We start from the raw sequence: 18269 nt of genomic DNA, 5'->3' as shown, positions 1-18269 counted from the left end.
CCTTAGTGTCACGGTCGCGCACTCATTCCAGGGACTCCTGCTCCTCGTCTACGATTCCGTCCGCGTCGAGCACGGACCCGACAGCGTCGCCGAGTGCCCGATTACAGGCCGCCGCGGCGTCGTACCCCAAGGCGTCGGCGACACCCTCTGCAGGGCGAAGCTGGAGACACCGCATCACCAGCAGTCGCTGCTCACGCTCCGAGAGGACCGAGTCGGAGCCGACGAGCGCACGGAGAGCCAGGTCCCGAACTGGACCAGGCGCTGTCTCGAAGATGCCGGGGCCGGCGGCGACCGAGGCGAGGTGTCGTTGCTCGAACTCACCCAGCTCCAGCGCCGGTGGCGTCTCGATGGCACGGCAGACAGCGCGGACAACGTCGGGGTCGGCCGCTGCAAGCGCGTCGGGAAGCGTATCGGGCAGCCGTTCGAGAAACCACGCTGTGTGCGTCGAAAGCAACGCCTCGCCCGCAGGAGAAAGCGGGCGGAGCATGATTACCGAGTGTTCGCCGCTCCGTCGGTTCCGGGTCGTCGAGAGATGGACCGGCGAGAACTCGTTTGCTCGCCAGAACTCGACAAGTTCGGAGGTCGCGCCGTATCCCACGCCGAGCCAGTCAGCATCCTCGTACTCTCGGGCGAGTTCGTCGAGCAGGCGCGACCCGAACCCCTCCGAGCGGACCTCGCCGTGTGTCGCAATCCGCATCACCCGGTGACCCCGTGTCTCGCCCGCTTCGGGGTCACGGAGCTGGCTCGTGAGGACGTCCGGAATCATGTTCCCCCTGATGCGCTGCCCCTCGTAGATGCGCTCGCGGGTCCCGGGAGAGAGTCCGCCCTCGCGAGCGAGCAGCGCCACCGAAACCGGATGGCCCTCGTGAAAGAGGCCGTGGACGGAGACGTTCGGCGCGTCGAGCAGGCGCATCAGGTCGTTGGGTTCTGTCCGGTAGTGTGCGAACACGAGCAGCCCGAACACCTCCGACAACAGCGTCTCGTCGGCACACAGCTCTTGGCTCGACAGTGAGCGATAGGTCACCGACTCGGGAGAGGCCTCGACGAGCAGGTCCGCGACCGGCGGGCCAGCGCCGAGAGCAAGCGCCCGAAACGACCACACCTCGACAGGGTCTGCCGGCGCGTGTCGGACTGGCGTCGACAGGCCGACCTCGGTCACGTTGTGTGGCCCATCGAGCAGACGGTCCCGGAATCTGACGGCGAACCCACGGCCGGTCCCCTCGTAGCCGTGTGTGGTCGTGATATATGCGACAGAGGAGACAGCAAGCGTCGCTTCGAGGCGGCGAACCGGGAGGGCAGCGGCCTCGTCGACGACGAGACAGTCAGGGTCGTCAAGCGAGTCAATCTGCTCGACGGGGACGTATCGGACGCTCCCATTCCCCCCCAGCAGTCGGGGGTTGTCCGCTGGCCGCACCTCGTCGAGTCCACCTAGGTTTTCGAGTAGCGTACGGGCGTGGTCGATGAGGGTGGCGACATTTCGATACTGCGGACCGGTGACGACGACGTCGTACCCCTCGTGGGCGAGACCCCCAGTGGCCAACCCGGCGACGGCAGATTTCCCCCTGCCACGGTTGGCCTCGACGACCACGGCCTCGCCGGGGTCGGCTAGCGCTTCGAGGGCGGTAAGCGCCTCTCGCTGGTCGACTGTCGCGCAGTGGTCGTACACCTCAGTTGGAAGCACACTCTCGGCCGGTGGCTCGTCGTCGGTCTGGTGTGTCGATGGGCCGTACTCGACGAGGCCGTCGCGTTCGACGGTTCGGCTATCCGCGTCGACGACGGCCACTCCTCTGTGTGCCTGGAGTGTGTCTGCGAGTCGCTCGCGGAACCATACGGTCACGTCTGTCGTCTCGAACGGCGGGACCGCGAGCGTCTCGTCGAAGTCATCCCGGCGTTCGTTCCAGGAATCGAGCGGCGGCGCGAGCAACACGAAGAGGCCGCCGCCGTCGACGGCCCCGACGAGCTGTCCGATGTGGTTGGGTTCACACCGCTCGTGACAGTCGAGCACCACCGCAGACCGCGTCGTGCCGAGCAGGTCGGCGGTCCTGTTGTACCCGAGCGTTTCACACTGAAACGAATCTGCCGGGCCGACGTAGGTGGTCTCGCCGAGCGGAATATCGATGCCAGCGAGCGTTTCCGCGGCCAGCTCGCGGGTGTTCGCTGGCACTCCAGCGAGGAGCAGCAGGCGACGCTGGTCGTCGGCGCGGGCCTGCGCGAGTAGATTACGTGCGAAATCAATCACAGCCGTGGCTCAGCGTAGCGGCCGCGTCGTATTTAAACCCGAGATATCGACCGGTAGGCTTTTTCGAGCCTGTCGAGCATGGACAGATATGACCGACCGGACCAGTTACGAGGCAGTCGCGCCGCTCGACGGGCGGTACGCTCGCTACACAGAGCCGCTCACACGGTACGTCAGCGAGCGTGCGCTCATGCGTGCGCGAGTCGAAGTCGAGGTCGAGTATCTCATCGCGCTGGCAGACCGCGATGCGACACCACTCGAAATCGACGACCAGCAGCGGGCCCACCTCCGTGACCTCTATGAGTCGTTCGACAGCGAGGACGCTGATATCGTCAAACAACTCGAAACGACCGGCTACGGCGAGTACGCCGCCACCAACCACGACGTGAAAGCCATCGAATACTTCATCCGCGATGGGCTCCCCGAGGGTCTCGACTGTGCCGAGTGGATTCACTTCGGGCTCACCAGCGAGGACGTGAACAACCTCGCCTACCGGCTGCTTGTCGGCCCTGCGATAACGGAGGTGCTCGTCCCATCGCTCCGGGAGGTTCGGGACGCGCTCGCCGCGATGGCACAGGAGTACCGAGACCTGCCGATGCTCGCACGCACCCACGGCCAGCCCGCGACGCCGACCACCTTCGGCAAGGAGATGGCAGTGTATGCCTCGCGGCTGGGCCAGCAACTCGGGCGTATCGAGGCGGCTGCCGGGTCGCTGTCAGGCAAGCTGGCTGGCGCGAGCGGGACATACGCAGCGCATACGGCGGCGTACCCCGAGGTCGACTGGCGGGCGTTCAGCCGTGCGTTCGTCGAGGACCTCGGTCTCGACCACGAGCCGTTGACGACGCAGGTCAACCCCTGTGACGACCTCGCCGAGCTGTTCGACGCGCTCCGTGGCGCGAACAACGTCGCCCTCGACCTCGACGTGGATATGTGGCTCTACGTCTCGGACCGCTATCTCGGCCAGGAGGCCGTCGAGGGCGAGACGGGCTCCTCGACGATGCCACACAAAGTCAACCCCATCGACTTCGAGAACAGCGAGGGGAACCTCTCGAAGGCAAACGCCGACCTGGCGTTTCTCGGGGACTATCTCACGCGTTCGCGGCTCCAGCGTGACCTCTCCGATTCGACGGTAAAGCGCAACATCGGCGCGGCACTGGCTCACTGTCTCATCGGCTACGAGAAGCTCGGGGCCGGCCTCTCGAAGGTCGTTCCCAACGAGCAGGTCATGGCCGAGGAGTTGGAGGCGACGCCCGAGATACTGGGGGAGGCCGTCCAGACGATACTCCGCCGGGAAGGACAGGCCGACGCCTATGAGCGCGTCAAAGAGCTGACTCGCGGCCAGGAGGTGACACTGGCTGATTTCCGGGAGCTGTTTGGCACACTCGACGTGCCCGAGTCTGTTCGCGAGGAGCTCCGGGCGCTGACGCCGGCCGGATACACCGGCATCGCGGCAGACATGGTCGACGATATCGATCGCTGAGGCCAGCAGAAAACAAACGTTATCTCCCCGCCCGCTCATGCTCGGGATATGAAGGTACTGGTGACGGACCCGATAGCCTCGGCGGGCATCGAGCTGCTTGAAGACAACGGCCACGAGGTCGAGAAATCGTACGCGCTGAGCGACGAGGAACTACTTGAGGCGGTTTCGGGCGTCCATGCTCTCATCGTCCGGTCGGGCACAGAGGTCACCCGAGAGGTCTTCGAAGCGGCCGAGGACCTCCTCATCGTCGGTCGTGCCGGCATCGGCGTCGACAACATCGACCTGGACGCGGCGACGGACAACGGCGTCATCGTCGCCAACGCACCTGAGGGGAACGTCCGTGCGGCCGCAGAGCACACTGTCGCGATGACGTTCGCGTCGGCACGCTCGATTCCCCAGGCACACGCTCGGCTCTCGGGAGGAGACTGGGCGAAAGGCGAGTTCCTCGGAACCGAAGTAAACGACAAAACGCTGGGCGTCGTCGGCTTTGGCCGCGTCGGCCAGCAGGTCGCGAAACGGCTCACGAGTCTCGGGATGGACGTGGTGGTCTTCGACCCTTACATCAGCGAGGAACGGGCCTCTCAGTTCGGGGCCGACCTGGTCGAGAGTCTCGACGACTGTCTCACAGCGGCCGATTTCCTGACGATTCACACGCCGCTGACCGACGAAACTGAGAACATGATCGGCGAAGCCGAACTCGCCCAGCTCGAAGGCGGCTACGTCGTCAACTGCGCCCGGGGCGGCATCGTCGACGAGCCCGCACTTGCCGAGGCTGTCGAAGACGGCATCCTCAAGGGTGCAGCAGTGGACGTCTTCGCCGACGAGCCCGTCTCGCCGGACAGCCCACTCCTTGATGTCGATGAGGTTATCGTGACGCCCCATCTGGGGGCCTCGACGGAGGCGGCACAGGAGAACGTCGCCGTCTCAACGGCCGAACAGGTGCTCGCGGCCTTCGAGAACGAGCCCGTCACGAACGCACTCAACGCGCCCTCTATCGACGAGAGTTCATACCCCGCAATCGAGCCGTACGTGGGGCTGGCAGACACCGCGGGCGAAATCGCCGTCCAGTTGCTTGACGGCCGCGTCGAACAGGTCGAGGTCTCGTATGCCGGTGACATCGCTGACGAGGACATCGACTTCGTCACCGCGAGCGCGCTGAAAGGTGTCTTCGAACCGCTGGAGTGGCAGGTCAACGCGGTCAACGCGCCCCGCGTCGCAGACCAGCGCGGCATCGAGGTCATCGAGACCAAAACCCGACGCGCCGAGGACTTCCAGTCGCTCGTCACCGTAACGGCAGGCAACAACGAGGAGAGCGTGAGCGTCTGCGGGACGCTCTTTGCCGGCGAGGACCCCCGTATCGTCCGCATCGACGGCTACCGTGTCGATGCCGTCCCACACGGCCACATGCTCGTGGCACGGAACACCGACGAGCCGGGAGTCATCGGCTTCATCGGCTCGGTACTCGGCGAGGCAGACGTGAACATCGCGGGCATGTTCAACGGCCGCGAGACAATCGGCGGCGAGGCGCTGTCGGTGTACAACCTTGATGATACCGTCTCCGGGGAAGTGCTGGAACGACTCGGCGAGGACGAACGGATTATCGAGACGCGGTACATTTCGCTCGATAACGGCGAATAAGCCAGAAAGCGACAGACAGTTACTGACGGCAGCGAACTAGACAGCATGAACGTACGCAGGACGGCAGACCTGACGCCAGCGACGCGACGAGCTATTTTCGAACGGTCGAGCGGGGTCGAATCCGTCAGGGGCGATGTCGCCGAGATCATCGAGCGGGTCCGAGAAGCCGGTGACGTTGCAGTTCGAGAGTACGCCGAGGAGTTCGACGGCGTCACGGTCGGAACAATCGATATCACCGACGAGGCAGAACGAGCGGTGGATGCCGTCGACGACGAGGTGCTGGCGGCAATCGAAACCGCAGCCGAGAACATCCGTGCCTTTCACGAGCGACAGAAACCCGAGGACTGGCGCGAAGAGTTCGACGGCCGGGAGCTCGGACGGCGGTTTAAGCCGCTCTCCTCGGCTGGCGTCTACGCGCCCGGCGGGACCGCCTCGTATCCCTCCAGCGCACTGATGGGCGTCATTCCGGCGAAGGTAGCCGGGGTCGACCACGTGGCGGTGACGACGCCACCCGCAGACAATATTTCGCCGGCGACGCTTGCGGCTATCGAGGTTGCCGGCGCGGACGCCGTCTATCAGGTCGGCGGCGCACAGGCAATCGCCGGACTCGCCTACGGCACCGAGACGGTCAACGCCTGTGACGTCGTCGTCGGCCCGGGCAACAAGTGGGTGACAGCGGCCAAGGCGGAGGTTCGTGGCGACGTCAACATCGACTTCCTGGCTGGTCCAAGCGAGCTGTTGGTTGTCGCCGACGAGACCGCAGACCCAGAGCTGGTCGCCAGCGACCTCGTCGCACAGGCCGAACACGACACCGACGCCGCGGCCGCGGCGGTGACTGCAGACGAGAACCTCGCCGAGGAAATCGCCGCCGAAACCGAGGCACAAGCCGAGGAGGCGGCCCGGTCTGAAGTCGTCAAGGAAGCCCTGGAAAACGAAGCAAGCGGCGTCTTCCTCGCTCGCTCGATGAGCGAAGCCACACTCTTCGCCGACGAGTACGCGGTCGAGCACCTCTCTATCGTCGCCGATGACGACGAGGAGCTGCTAGCCCGCATCGAGAACGCGGGATCAGTCTTTCTGGGGCCGTACAGTCCCGTTGCCGCGGGTGACTACGCCAGCGGCCCCAACCACGTCCTCCCAACCGGTGGCGAGGCAAAACGAGTGGGCGGTCTCTCGGTCGAGACGTTCCTCCGCTCGTCGACGGTCCAGCGACTCTCCGAGGAGGGTCTCGACGAGATTGCCGATGCGGTCACGACGCTCGCGCGCACGGAGGGACTCGACGCCCACGCAGAGAGCATCGAGAAGCGACGCTAACCGCGCCGAAGCGGCGGGACGGACTCGTAGGTGACCAGTCGCCAGAGCCACTCCATCGGTCCGAACCGGAAATACCGAAGCCATAGTACAGACAGTGGTATCTGGACCAGCCAGATGACGACCACCAGCCCGAGCGCTTCGGCGCGGGTGACCTGGCCGAACTGCCCGAGTCCGTGGCCGTAGAAAATCGTGGTCGCGACGAGGGTTTGGAGGATGTAGTTGCTGAAAGCGGTTCGGCCGACCGCGGCAAGTCCCCCCGTCACAGCTCCACCGGCAAAGCGCCGCGAGAGCAGCATGATTGCGCCGATGTATCCGCCGGCAAGCAGGAAGCTCCCCCAGTAATTGAACTGCTGCCAGAGGAGAATCGAGTCGACGGCCCAGTCGTTGGTCTCGATGAAGGCAACACCGGCGAGTGTCAGCGCCAGACCGACGACGCCTCCGCCGACGGCGAGTCGCCGATAGAAGCGAGAGGACCGCTCGTTGGTGAGAATCCCCTCTTTGAACAGCGCCATCCCAAGTATCATCGCCCCGGCCACCCGCCAGAAAGTGTAGCCGAGGTAGCCCTCTGTCTGTCGCCGGAAGGATGTCGGCACACGGTGGTCGAGCTGTTCGACCCAGCCGCTACGGTAGGTCTCGATTTCGCTCTGGAGGGTAGACGCTGGCGGGTCGAGCGTACTCGCGAGGTCGCCGGCCTGGCTCGTCAGGGCGACCGACACCTCTGTCAGTGAGGGAATCGCGAGAAGGACAATCGCGAGTCCGAACAGGCTACGGGCGTCGTGGTCTCGAAGGAAGACCACGAAGAAGGCCGTCACCCCGTAGGCGACGAGGATATCACCGTACCACAGCACGTAGGCGTGAACGAGGCCGAAGACGACGAGCCAGCCCGAACGCTTGAAGAACAGTCCGAGCGCGTCTTTGCCTTTCTGTTCTGCGTTTCTGGTAAAGAGCAAAACGCCCCCGCCAAACAGAATTGTAAACAGCGTGATGAACTTCTGTTCTGCGAGGACGTGACCGGCGAACCACGCCCAGTAGTTCGCGCCCGTGAACTCGCCGTATGCGGTTGGATTCGAGAGGACGATTTCGGGCATCGAAAACAGCCGGATGTTGATGACGAGGATGCCGAGCAGCGCGAACCCCCGCAGGGCGTCGAGGGCGACAATACGCTCAGAGGGCGGTGTCGGGCCGCTCTCTGCGGTCATCGCCTCTGCCCCCGGGTGGAATCTACCGGTCGGCCAATCAGTCGTTCACGGCCGAACGCAATGGGAGTCCCGTCGTGCCACATTCCTTATCTGTGACATCGCATGGCAGCCACTAAAGCAATTGTATTTCTGTGGCGAACGCCGCCATGTGCTGGCATTTGGGAGGGACAGTAACAATAGTTACCAGATGTCACATCTTATCGTGGTTTTATGATTCGGGGAGAAAAACACGCCCTCGGAATGACAACAGACCCTTTCGGTCGTGCGCTGGCAGACCACCACCACGGCAGGCGGACAGAGCCACTGATACAACGAGACGGCGCACAGACGCTCGAACACCCAATTGAGGAGTTCTACTTCGAGGAGTACACCGGCGACGAGGCGTGGGCCGACTGGTTCGATTCCGTTCTGGAGGGGCCGCTACTGGATATCGGTGCAGGGGTTGGTAAACACGCGCTGTACTTCCAGGACCAGTTCGAAACTGTCGCCGTCGAGGTCAGCGAACACCTCGTCTCCCTGATGGACGAACGCGGCGTCGAGAACCCACGGAGAGCAGATATGTTCGACCTGCGGGAGACGTTCGACCACGACCGGTTTCAATCGGCGCTGGCGTACGGAACACAGGCTGGTCTCGCCGGGTCGATGGCCGGCCTCCGACAGTTCCTGCACGACCTGGAGGTTGTCACCCGTCCAGACGGAACGGCGATACTCGACAGCTACGACCCGGAACGCGAAGAGACGAGCGAGTTACTCGGCTACCGGCCGGACCCGACGCCGGGGCTGGCCCCCCGGGTAATGAGTTTCGAGTACGAGGAGGGCGTCGGCGACATTCTACTCTTTCGGCTGTTCAGTCCAGACCGCCTCCGCGAGGCGACCGTCGGCACCGACTGGGCAGTGACCGACGTGCGATACGGAGACAACGGTTCCCACTACTGCGCTGCGCTCTCGAAGTAGTCGATGAAAACAAGCCTCGGATTATCTTTCGGGATGGTATTCGCCGACGGGCAGATACGTCGCGATGTCGGTCGTCGTCACCATCCCGGCGACTGCTCCCTCTGTTTCGTCGAAAACCGGGACCTTTTTGATATTCTCCTCGGTCATCAGCGTCGCGACATCGCCGAGGGTTTCGTCTGTCGAGGCCGTGACGACTGGCGCGCTCATACAGTCTGCGACGGTCACCGTAGTCGGCTCCTGCTCTGTCGCGGCGAGTTCGACGAAGTCGCTCTCGGTGATGATTCCATCCGGTGTCCCGGATTCGACACCGACGAGAAGCGAACCGATATCGGACTCAAAGAGACGGTTCGCCGCCGAAGACGCCGTTCTGTCGGCTCCAATCGTTTCCACCGCCTCGGTCATCACGTTTCCCACGCACACATCCCGAATCGACGGAATTTCGCGCTCCGTCATGGAGCGTTATTGGAGTTGGCAGTGTGAAAACCTATCGCACAGATTCTGTCCTGTCGGTGCGTCTCGTCGGACAGACACTCGCGGCAGTCGCTATCAGTCGATGTCGAGGCCCTGCTCCTCGGCCCGGCGTTCGATTGTCTCGGCGTCGACGTGTTCGGGAACGAACTCCTCGGTGGCCAGCTCCGCGACCCCAGCCGAGAGCAAGACAGCGAGGTCACGGAAGTCACGCTTATCGAGCTTGTCCAGCGTGTCGGCGTGGGTGTGTCCCCAGCCACGGCCGTCGGACTCCGAGACCGAGTAGGCCATAATTCCCGGCACACCCTTCTGGACGAACGGCCAGTGGTCACTGTGTGGCTTGATATCCTCGTCAACCTCGATTGGTGTCTCGAACTCCTCGGACACTGCCTCGAAGGTCGCGGTGAGTTCGTCGAAGCCGTGGGTGGCGACTCCCAGCGACCGCGAGCCGCCGATTGCGTCGAGATTTACGACCGCGCGAATCTCATCGAGGTCCCGCGTCGCCGCCATGTGCGAGGAGCCACGGAGGCCGGTCTCCTCTGCGCCGAAGGTGGCGAACTCGACTGCAATCGATAGCTCCTCGCTCACCTGGGAGAGGAGGCGGGCGAGTTCACAGACGAGCGCCGAGCCAGCGCCGTTGTCCTCGGCCCCCTCCGCGATATCGTGGGCGTCGTGGTGTGCGGTGACGAGAATCCGCTCGTCCGTATCCGGACCGATGACACCCGAGACGTTCTGTGAGGTAGCGGTCTCGTTGCGACAATCGACCGACAGAGTGGCCTCGACGCCGTCCTCGCAGTGTCGGACCAGCCGGTGACCGAGTTCGCGCGAAACGCCGACAGCCGGTATCGCGCCAGGGCTGTCGCCCTCGTGGATACCGCCCGTGGGTGGGAGACAGCCCTCGACGTGGTTGCGGAAGACGAAGCCGACCGCTCCGCCCTCGACGGCGGCCTCGTATTTCTCCTTGCGGTGGATCCAGCGGTCGTGGTCTTTGGGGGTCTTGCTCGATGCCATCGCGATTGCGCCCTCGATATCGGCCTCTTCGAACTCGTCGGGCGTGCCGTGACCGACATCGACCAGCTCGGCCGTCTCCTCGCCCGCAGGCGTCCCTGGGAGCGCGATACTCTGGTGTTGGTGTCCGTAGCGTCCCTGCTCCGTGAGGTCGAGGCTCGAAGAGCCACGCCACCACCCAGGTACCTCGAACTCCTCGACGGAAACGTCACTTACACCGACCTCCTCTAAAGTGGACGCAATCGTCTGTGCACCTTTATCCTCGCCCTCGTGGGCGGCCATTCTGTTCTCGATGTCGACCAGCGAGACGAGTGTCTCCCAGGCGATTCCGTTGCGATACGCGTCACCGACAACCCGGGTATCGAGCCGTGCCATACCGGCCCAAGCGCGGCCCCGGCCCTGAATGTATTGGTTTCAGCAAGGACGACCGTCGGACCTGTTCGCAGTGTTTATCCGGCGGGTAAGCCAACTCCCGTCAATGACAGTTATCGGTACGGTCGGCCTGCCGGGCAGCGGCAAAAGCGAGGCGGCCGAAGTCGCACGAGAGATGGGTGTTCCGGTGGTGACGATGGGTGATGTCATCCGCGCGGAATGTCGCGACCGCGGACTCGACCCGGCGACCCACCACGGCGAGATTGCACAGGCACTACGCGAGGAGAACGGCCCCGCCGCAGTGGCCGAGCGCTCGCTCCCGCTCATCGAAGCCGAGCTCGAAGACAACGAGACGGTAATCGTCGACGGCATCCGCTCGGACGTGGAGGTCGACGCCTTCGAAGACGCCTTCGGAGACGCCTTTCTGCTGGTCCGTGTCGAGGCACCCTTCGAGATGCGGGCCAACCGCCTGGAGCTGCGCGGACGAGATGCCGGCGAAGAGGAGGGCGGCGAGTCCCTTGCAGAGCGTGACGAGCGAGAGCTGAGCTTCGGGATGGACGAGGCGATGGAACGAGCCGACCTGGCACTGGAAAACGACGGCAGCCTCGACGCATTTCACGAGGAGATACGCGACCTACTTGACCAGCCATGATACACAGCATCGATGTCGAAATCACCGCACCGGTGTACGACACCGAAGTAACAGACCGCGTCGCAGACGGGATAGCGAATATCTTCCCGCCCGCCGAGCCGACATTTCGTCACGGCGAGTTGACCGCGGAAGTACACGACCTCGAACATCTCTCCCAGCTGCTTCACAGACAGGAGATTCTCGACACCGCCCGGGGTGTGTTCTTCGATAACCGCCGCGGTGACTCGTTTTCGTTCCGGCTGAACAAGCAGGCCGCCGTCGAGGAGGTCGTCAACTTCGTCGTCGACGAACCGGGCGAACTCGGGGCTATCGCGGTGCAGGTGACCGTCTCCGAGCCGACTGTCGAAGAGTTCATCGACTACCTCGCGCCACCGACCGAAGGCGGCGCGCCCGTCGATACCGACTAGACGGCCGCGAGATACGCGCCAGCGACGAGGAGTGCGTTATACCCGCCGTGGACGGCGGCGACGACGAGGATGTTCTCTGTCCGAACGTAGACCGCACCCCAGACACACGAGACCACGAACAACAGTCCGAGCGTGACAGCTGTCCCGAGCAGGTCACCGCCGAAGTAGGCTGGGAGGTGCGCCAGCGCAAAGATACCACTGGCAAGGACGATTGCCGTCAGCGACGAGAACCGTTCGCCGAGGTATTTCTGGATAACATTGCGATAGAGGAGTTCTTCGACAGGGGCGTTGACGAACAGGACGAGCGGGACGAGCGCGAGCAACAGCCAGGCGTCGCCTTCTTCGGCACTGAACAGCGGATGGTCTGCCACGGGAAGCCCGAGCCCCGAGATGAGGAGACTCGCAATCGCCCAGACCGCGACCGATGCCACGAGGCCACCAGCTCCAACCAGGAGGTCACGCCGTGAGGGGCGAGCGAGGTCGAGATAGCCGAGCCCGCGGCGCGTGACGTAGAGAAATCCAACGGCAACGAGGACGTAACCGGCGTACTCTGCGACAAACAGGAGCGGAAGTAACAGCGCGACCGGCCGGTCTAACCCGACGACCAGCGCGACGGAACTGCCGACAGCCTGGCCGAGAACAAGCGCGGCGACAGCCAACAGGAGGCTCGCGTACACGCGGAACAACCCACCGAGCCCGACCTGGTCCCGGCCGTAGTCCCGGAACCGTGCAATCGCATATCGTCGCGAACCGTCGGCCGTGACGAACATCGCGAGACCGAACAGGCTAAAGACGGCGACAGCCTCCCCGCCAGAGAGCGGTGTCTCGGACGCCGTCGACAGCGCTCCGAGTGCCACCGCAGTGGCAGTAACGAGGAGCATCGTGGCCCCGTGAATCAGAGATGCGACGATGGAGGGTGCGACCGTCTCGACGCTGTCGAAGACTTCCGTGGTCTCGAATTTGGGGAGTACCGAGCCGATGCCGAGCGCGAACGCCGCGCTGGTGAAGACGACACCCACGAGTAACGGAACGACGACGGCTGCGAGCGCGACGGTGACGAATGGTCCCGTGAGGAGATAGAGGACAGCCCCCACGAGACTCACAGCGAGGCCGACACAGACGCCCACGAGCAAGCGTGCGTGGAGAAACGCCCGTGCTGGTGTCGATGAGAGAACAAGCTGTGAGAGCATCGCACCCTCTCCCCCGAGAGGGTTTAAACAGACCAGCCCACCGGACAGCCAGACACCCAACACGACGAGAGCACCGCCGACAGCTGGAGGCAGACGCGCCGGCGACTCCAGCCCCACGGGAAGGAGAATCGCCAGCATCGGGAAGACATAGTAGAGGAGATAGACGTACTGGTCGGGCCGACGAACGACTCCACGAACGAAGCCGAGCGCCAGGCGAAGCGTCGTCGAGCGGGACGCGAGTCCGTCACCTCGCCCAATTGTCTCGCTTGGGGGCTGCTCGAATGTAGGACGGGACTGTTGGGGTTTGGTGTCGTCCTCGGCGGCTGTCTTCGGTGCCGCGTACCAGAACGCGGGCGCAATCCGGACCTGGAGAGCGAAGACGGCAGAGATTGCTGTTGCGACGACGACGGCCGCGACAAGCGTCTGCCAGCCGAGTCGCCCGCCGACAGGCGACCCGATGAACAGCAGGTCGGCGTACCATCCCAGCGGCGTCACGGGGTCGCCTGTCGGGAGTTGGTCGACTGTCGCGCTCGCTTTGCCCGAGAGAAAGCCACCGGTAAATGCCAGCACGAAGACGACGAGCGTCACAGAGGCGGTCACGAGTTGGCGCGCGTACTCAGGGAGCCCAAGGCGTTCGACACCCACCCAGAGCAGATACGCGAGCGTCAGCCCGACGAGTAGCGCCAGGAACAACAACGGCACCCCGAAGACGATGGCCGCGACTGGAAACAGCGGTGCTTTTGCACCGACAGCATACGCGAGAACCGGAGCAAAAGTTAGGCTCATCGGAACGAGCCAGGTTCCAAGCAGGTAGAGCGACTTCCCGACGACGATTGCCCGCGTCGGGGCGCTGGTCAACAACAGCGACTCCACAGGGTCACGCGCCAACGACTGTACGGCTCCTAAGCCCCCGAGAACAGCGAGAGCGACCAGACCCGGGAGCAGGAAGTTCCGGGACGCCGCCACGACCGGTGCGTCTACGCCACCACGGCTTGCGACGCCGAGTGCGTACCCTTGGTTGACGAACAACAACACCGCAGGCAGCGTCAAAAGCGCGAGAAAGCCGTAGATGACACGCTGGCGGCGCGAGTCGTTTCGGCGCCAGAGGTCGGCCGCCTCGGCGTATGCGATTGTCCAGCCGATGCGAAGGTCACGCACCAGCGCGGAACCTATCGTACTCATAGGGCATGTTCGTCGGTCGTAACCTCGAGGAATGCCGCTTCGAGTGTTCCTTCTCCCGCTGTCGACTCCGTGCGCTCGATGAGAGTCGCCGGCGTGTCTTCGGCGACCAGCGACCCCTCGTAGAGAACACCCACCGTATCCGCCAGCTCCTCCACGACGGGCAGGATGTGTGAGGAGAGAAACACCGTCGTTCCTGCTTCGACCTGTTCAGCAATCAGGTCGATGACCGCCCGAGAGGCCCGCGGGTCGAGTCCACTCGTCGGCTCGTCGAGAAAGGCAACGTCGGGGTCGTGCAGAATTGCCTGCACCAGCCCAACCTTCCGGCGCATCCCCTGCGAGTAGGTGTCGATACGCTCGTTGGCCGCCTCAAGCAGACCGATCCGGTCGAGCAAGGCGTCGATACGGTCATCAGAAGCCGCGGCGTCGAGGTTCCGGATATCGGCGGCGTAGGCGAGCTGTTCTCGTGCGGTATAGGACTCGTAGACTGGCGGTTCGTGTGGGAGATAGCCGAGATGCTGTTTGACGCGGTCGCGCTCAGAGACAGGAACACCCATAACCCTGGCCTCGCCGCTGGTCGGCGGAAGCAACGAGGTCAACATCTCGATGGTGGTCGTCTTGCCGGCACCGTTCGGGCCGAGAAATCCGTAGACACTTCGCCGGGAAATATCTAGGTCGAGTCCGTCGACAGCCAGCGTCTCGCCGTACCGCTTTGTCAGCCCGTCGGCTGTGATGGCCGCCGCTGGCGGTGCCGAGGGCCGGGAGGAATTACTTCGTTCGTCTTGAATAGGACACATACGTTGAGTGTTCAAGCGGGAGACAAAACCGTTTATGAATTGAGCACTGTCCCGCTACACCGAAGGAAGACGTGTAACTGCGGTCAGTGAACGCTCTCCGGACCGAACAGAGAACAACTGTCCACGGGAGTCGACACTGGCCGACAGTTGTACATCATTTTCTCATGTAGACTACAGCTTCGACACGCTTATACGTGTACCTCTGCTGTAGATAGTTGCAATGGCAAACGGTAAGGTTGATTTCTTCAACGACACTGGCGGCTACGGTTTCATCGACACAGAAGACGCAGACGAAGACGTTTTCTTCCACATGGAGGACGTTGGCGGTGAAGACCTGACTGAAGGTACCGAAATCGAATTCGACATCGAGCAGGCCCCGAAAGGCCCGCGCGCGAAGAACGTCGTTCGCCTCTAAACGAGGATTCGAATCTCACTGCGGTCGTTTGCGGTCATCCGACGGCATACGACCGACCATCTTTACTCAAACACTCCCGAGCGGTAGCGCTGGGGGGTGTTGAAACTACACAACAGAGAGCAACAGTACTACAGCGTCGAGACTACACGACAGAGAGCAACAGGTACGAAAAGAGTTGTCAGTCGATATGGCCTTCGCTGCGGAGTTGCTCGGCGTTCTGGTTCGTGTACCGCCACTCGATGTTAGCTTTCTCGTCTTGCCAGTCCCAGGGCTCGACCAGCACCACGTCTCCCTCTTCGATCCATGTTCGGTACTTCATTCGGCCTGGGATACGGCCGAGTCGGTCTTTACCGTCTTCACACTGGACGCGGACGTGATTACCGCCGTCGTGGCGGGTAACGACCGCGAACAGCTCGTCGTCGTTGGGCATTCGGAGGTTCCGACGCCCGTTTTCCTCAGTCACAGTATCGATATGTGCCCGAAACTTTAAAGTCCTGCGTGACGCGTGTGAGCTTATATCGACCCCAAGACGGGAGGCAGGCGCGAGGATTCGACACAGTACCTGCATACTTTAGCCCACGCAGAACTGAGCAACAGCTATCAGATGTCAGAGGCCGAGTCCACTCCGCTGGAGGAGAAGCTCACGGCACCCGTCCGAGCAGCTATCGACGAGTCTGCATACGGGAGTTGGCGAAGTATCGCGACCGAGGACGCTGTCTCGCTGAGTTTCGGGTTTCCCGACCCGGACCTGTTCCCACAGAGTGGCCTCGCCGAATCGGTCGACGCCGTTCTCGCCGAGGAGGGCGACGAGGCCCTGCAGTACGGTGCTGGGGAGTACAGAGAAGAGCTTCGATCGTATCTTGTCGAACAAGAGCGCGAGCGCGGCATCGACTTCGACACTCACGACCTGCTGGTGACAAACGGTGCGACCCACGCAATCGATACTGTCTGTCGGGCGTTTCTCGACCCTGGAGACACGATTATCGTTGAAGCGCCGACCTTCATGGGTATTCTCGGCGTGTTCCGGAACTTCGGTGTTGACATCGTCTCGGTTCCGGTCGACGAGGACGGGATGATTGTCGAGCAGTTGGCAGCGAAACTTCGACATCGTCGCGAGCGGGGAGCAGAACCTCCAACGTTCGCGTATACGATACCGGACTTTCACAATCCAACGGGAACGACACTCTCACGGGAACGCCGGGAGCGACTCCTCGAACTCGCCGAGGAATACGATTTCGGCGTCCTCGAAGACGGTGCCTACAGCGACCTCTGGCTCGATGCGGAAGCGCCGCCACCCCTGGCAACGATGACCGATTCCGAGCGTGTTATCCGAGTCGGCTCGTTCGCCAAGACGCTCGCGCCCGGCGTTCGGATGGGATGGCTGACAGCACCCAAACGGATACAGGAGGCCACAGAGACAGTCGCTGCCGGTGGGACAAACACGTTCACCGAGTCCTTCGTTGGCCACTACTGCGAGTCCGGGCAGCTCGACGACAATCTGCCGGCGATTCGTGAGGCCTATCGAGCGAAGCGAGACCACATGCTCGACGAACTAGAGGAGAACATGCCCGCTGAGGTAGAGTGGACAGAGCCTGCCGGCGGCTTCTTCGTCTGGGTCACACTTCCAGAGAGCGTCGATGCCGAAGCGATGCTCGAATCTGCTGCCGAAGCCGGCGTCACGTATCTCCCGGGACCGATGTTCTACCCCGGTGACGGCGGCGAGAACGCGCTTCGACTATCGTTCACGTACGTCAAGAAAGACGAGATCACCGCAGGAATCGAAGCGCTGGCTGCCAGTATCGCGCAGGCGAGATAGTCACTCCTCAGTCACAGCACTCTGTTGGTGATGTTTTTCGGACTGCTCGCTGTGAGCGCGTCGTAGTTCTCGGCGATGAGATCGGCCCAGCGGTCGGTCGTCTTCGATGTCGTCCAGGCCATATGTGGCGTCACGACCACGTTTGAAAGGTCCCACAGGAGAGAATCCGGCGGCAGTGGCTCCTCGTCAAAAACGTCGAGCGCAGCCCCATCAATGAGACCGTGCTGGAGTGCCCTAACAAGATCGTCCTGATCGACAATCTCACCGCGGGCAACGTTGATGAGGACGCTCTCCCGACTCATCAGTCGGAACTCATCGATACCCAGGAGACCCTCGGTCTCGTCGGTCAGCGGGCAAGCAACCACGACGTAGTCGGCCTGGGTCAGAATCTTGTGATACTCGTCTGCTGGGAACACCTGATCGAGTGCGTCCGGCACTGTCGTGGTATCGCGTTTCGTGCCTATCGTTTCGGCCCCGAAGGCACTCACCAGCTCTGTGACCCGTGACCCGATGGCCCCGACGCCGATGATACCGACCGTCTTCGTGCCAAGCTCACCGCCACGAATCGACTCCCAGACCCCCCGTCTGTGATTGGCCGTGGCCTCGTTCAAGCCGCGCTCGAACTGGAGCATGTAGCCCAGCACTTGCTCGGCAATTGGTCTGGCGTGAACGCCGGCCGCGTTGGCCATCCACACGTCTGCCTCTTCGATGCTGTCGAGCGGATACATGTCGACGCCGGCCCAAAGTGTCTGTACCAACTGCAGTCGACGAGCACGGTCCAGCCACTCCAACTCGAACTGCCCGGCAACGAGCATCTCCGCGGATTCGACGGATGCAAGAGTCTCGGCAGGAGTCATTGCGTTCTTGATTGCGTCTGTCGGAAGTCGGCCTGTGAGTTCGGCAGCTATCTTCTGGGACCACTCGGGCGAAACGGTATGTGCGAGCAACAGCGACCGGTTTGTCTCCATGACGGCGGATTAGACGGCCACCCAATTACCGATAACGAACTCGAACAGCAGCGCCCATGGAGAACTGCCACTGTCGAGGAGATGGAGCCTGCGGGACTGTCAACTCAAAACCAGTCTCAGTGGGAGACACTTAAAAAGCCGCTATCACAGCAGCTACTATCAAATCACACGGAGGACCA

Annotated in this window: 16 protein-coding genes; 8 read left to right on the top strand and 8 right to left on the bottom strand. The window is 62.9% G+C overall.

Going from position 1 to position 18269, the window contains the following annotated elements:
* Positions 1–22 precede the first annotated feature (22 nt).
* Entirely contained in the window at positions 23–2239 is a 2217-nt protein-coding gene (gene tmcA / locus OSC37_RS01450) for a tRNA(Met) cytidine acetyltransferase TmcA (protein WP_267162828.1), read from the bottom strand.
* Positions 2240–2327: 88 nt separating this feature from the next.
* On the opposite strand from tmcA, the gene purB reads away from it, so the two are divergent.
* The 3 genes from purB to hisD are packed head-to-tail and all read left to right on the top strand — an operon-like array spanning position 2328 to position 6665.
* Positions 2328–3716 carry an adenylosuccinate lyase gene (purB, locus tag OSC37_RS01445; RefSeq protein ID WP_267162827.1) on the top strand — a complete coding sequence of 463 codons (1389 nt, stop codon included), beginning with the start codon at positions 2328–2330 and terminating at the stop codon, positions 3714–3716.
* Positions 3717–3764: 48 nt separating this feature from the next.
* Entirely contained in the window at positions 3765–5354 is a 1590-nt protein-coding gene (serA, locus tag OSC37_RS01440; protein WP_267162826.1) for a phosphoglycerate dehydrogenase, read from the top strand.
* 45 nt (positions 5355–5399) lie between these two features.
* On the top strand, positions 5400–6665 hold the full coding sequence (gene hisD / locus OSC37_RS01435; protein WP_267162825.1) for a histidinol dehydrogenase: 1266 nt from the start codon (positions 5400–5402) through the stop codon (positions 6663–6665).
* Here hisD and OSC37_RS01430 read toward each other — a convergent pair.
* Complete coding sequence (locus tag OSC37_RS01430; protein WP_267162824.1) at positions 6662–7864, bottom strand: DUF418 domain-containing protein; 1203 nt, start codon at positions 7862–7864, stop codon at positions 6662–6664. The two genes, hisD and OSC37_RS01430, sit on opposite strands and share 4 nt — an antisense overlap.
* A 240-nt stretch (positions 7865–8104) precedes the next feature.
* On the opposite strand from OSC37_RS01430, the gene OSC37_RS01425 reads away from it, so the two are divergent.
* Positions 8105–8818 (top strand): methyltransferase domain-containing protein, encoded by a 714-nt coding sequence (locus tag OSC37_RS01425; RefSeq protein WP_267162823.1) that lies wholly within the window; start codon positions 8105–8107, stop codon positions 8816–8818.
* A gap of 21 nt (positions 8819–8839) precedes the next feature.
* Here OSC37_RS01425 and OSC37_RS01420 read toward each other — a convergent pair whose 3' ends face one another.
* A complete protein-coding gene (locus tag OSC37_RS01420) occupies positions 8840–9271 on the bottom strand; it encodes a CBS domain-containing protein (protein ID WP_267162822.1) in 432 nt (143 codons plus the stop codon).
* Positions 9272–9364: 93 nt separating this feature from the next.
* The gene (locus tag OSC37_RS01415) at positions 9365–10669 is read right to left on the bottom strand and encodes a M28 family peptidase (RefSeq protein WP_267162821.1); all 1305 of its coding nucleotides are present in this window, start codon (positions 10667–10669) and stop codon (positions 9365–9367) included.
* 103 nt (positions 10670–10772) lie between these two features.
* On the opposite strand from OSC37_RS01415, the gene OSC37_RS01410 reads away from it, so the two are divergent.
* Both OSC37_RS01410 and OSC37_RS01405 read left to right on the top strand, forming a co-directional pair.
* On the top strand, positions 10773–11318 hold the full coding sequence (locus OSC37_RS01410; protein ID WP_267162820.1) for an AAA family ATPase: 546 nt from the start codon (positions 10773–10775) through the stop codon (positions 11316–11318).
* Positions 11315–11725 (top strand): RNA-binding domain-containing protein, encoded by a 411-nt coding sequence (locus OSC37_RS01405; RefSeq protein ID WP_267162819.1) that lies wholly within the window; start codon positions 11315–11317, stop codon positions 11723–11725. Before OSC37_RS01410 ends, OSC37_RS01405 begins: the two co-directional genes overlap by 4 nt.
* Here OSC37_RS01405 and OSC37_RS01400 read toward each other — a convergent pair.
* Together OSC37_RS01400 and OSC37_RS01395 are read right to left on the bottom strand one after the other, a co-directional pair.
* A complete protein-coding gene (locus OSC37_RS01400) occupies positions 11722–14097 on the bottom strand; it encodes a type II CAAX endopeptidase family protein (protein WP_267162818.1) in 2376 nt (791 codons plus the stop codon). The genes OSC37_RS01405 and OSC37_RS01400 overlap by 4 nt on opposite strands.
* Positions 14094–14891 (bottom strand): ABC transporter ATP-binding protein, encoded by a 798-nt coding sequence (locus OSC37_RS01395; RefSeq protein ID WP_267162817.1) that lies wholly within the window; start codon positions 14889–14891, stop codon positions 14094–14096. The genes OSC37_RS01400 and OSC37_RS01395 overlap by 4 nt, the downstream gene beginning before the upstream one ends.
* Positions 14892–15111: 220 nt before the next feature.
* Between OSC37_RS01395 and OSC37_RS01390 the strand changes: the two genes are divergently transcribed.
* A complete protein-coding gene (locus OSC37_RS01390; protein WP_092701426.1) occupies positions 15112–15306 on the top strand; it encodes a cold-shock protein in 195 nt (64 codons plus the stop codon).
* 178 nt (positions 15307–15484) lie between these two features.
* Here the strand turns inward: OSC37_RS01390 and OSC37_RS01385 are convergent, their stop codons facing one another.
* Entirely contained in the window at positions 15485–15736 is a 252-nt protein-coding gene (locus OSC37_RS01385) for a translation initiation factor eIF-1A (protein WP_245683196.1), read from the bottom strand.
* Positions 15737–15910: 174 nt separating this feature from the next.
* On the opposite strand from OSC37_RS01385, the gene OSC37_RS01380 reads away from it, so the two are divergent.
* Positions 15911–17122 (top strand): aminotransferase-like domain-containing protein, encoded by a 1212-nt coding sequence (locus OSC37_RS01380; RefSeq protein WP_267162816.1) that lies wholly within the window; start codon positions 15911–15913, stop codon positions 17120–17122.
* Between the two features lie 11 nt (positions 17123–17133).
* Here OSC37_RS01380 and OSC37_RS01375 read toward each other — a convergent pair whose 3' ends face one another.
* Positions 17134–18090, bottom strand: coding sequence for a D-2-hydroxyacid dehydrogenase (locus OSC37_RS01375; RefSeq protein WP_267162815.1), 957 nt, complete (start codon positions 18088–18090; stop codon positions 17134–17136).
* Positions 18091–18269: the final 179 nt, after the last annotated feature.

The sequence above is a fragment of the Halovenus salina genome (genome assembly GCF_026410925.1).
Lineage (GTDB): Archaea > Halobacteriota > Halobacteria > Halobacteriales > Haloarculaceae > Halovenus > Halovenus salina.
This window is presented reverse-complemented; position numbering and strand designations above follow the sequence as displayed.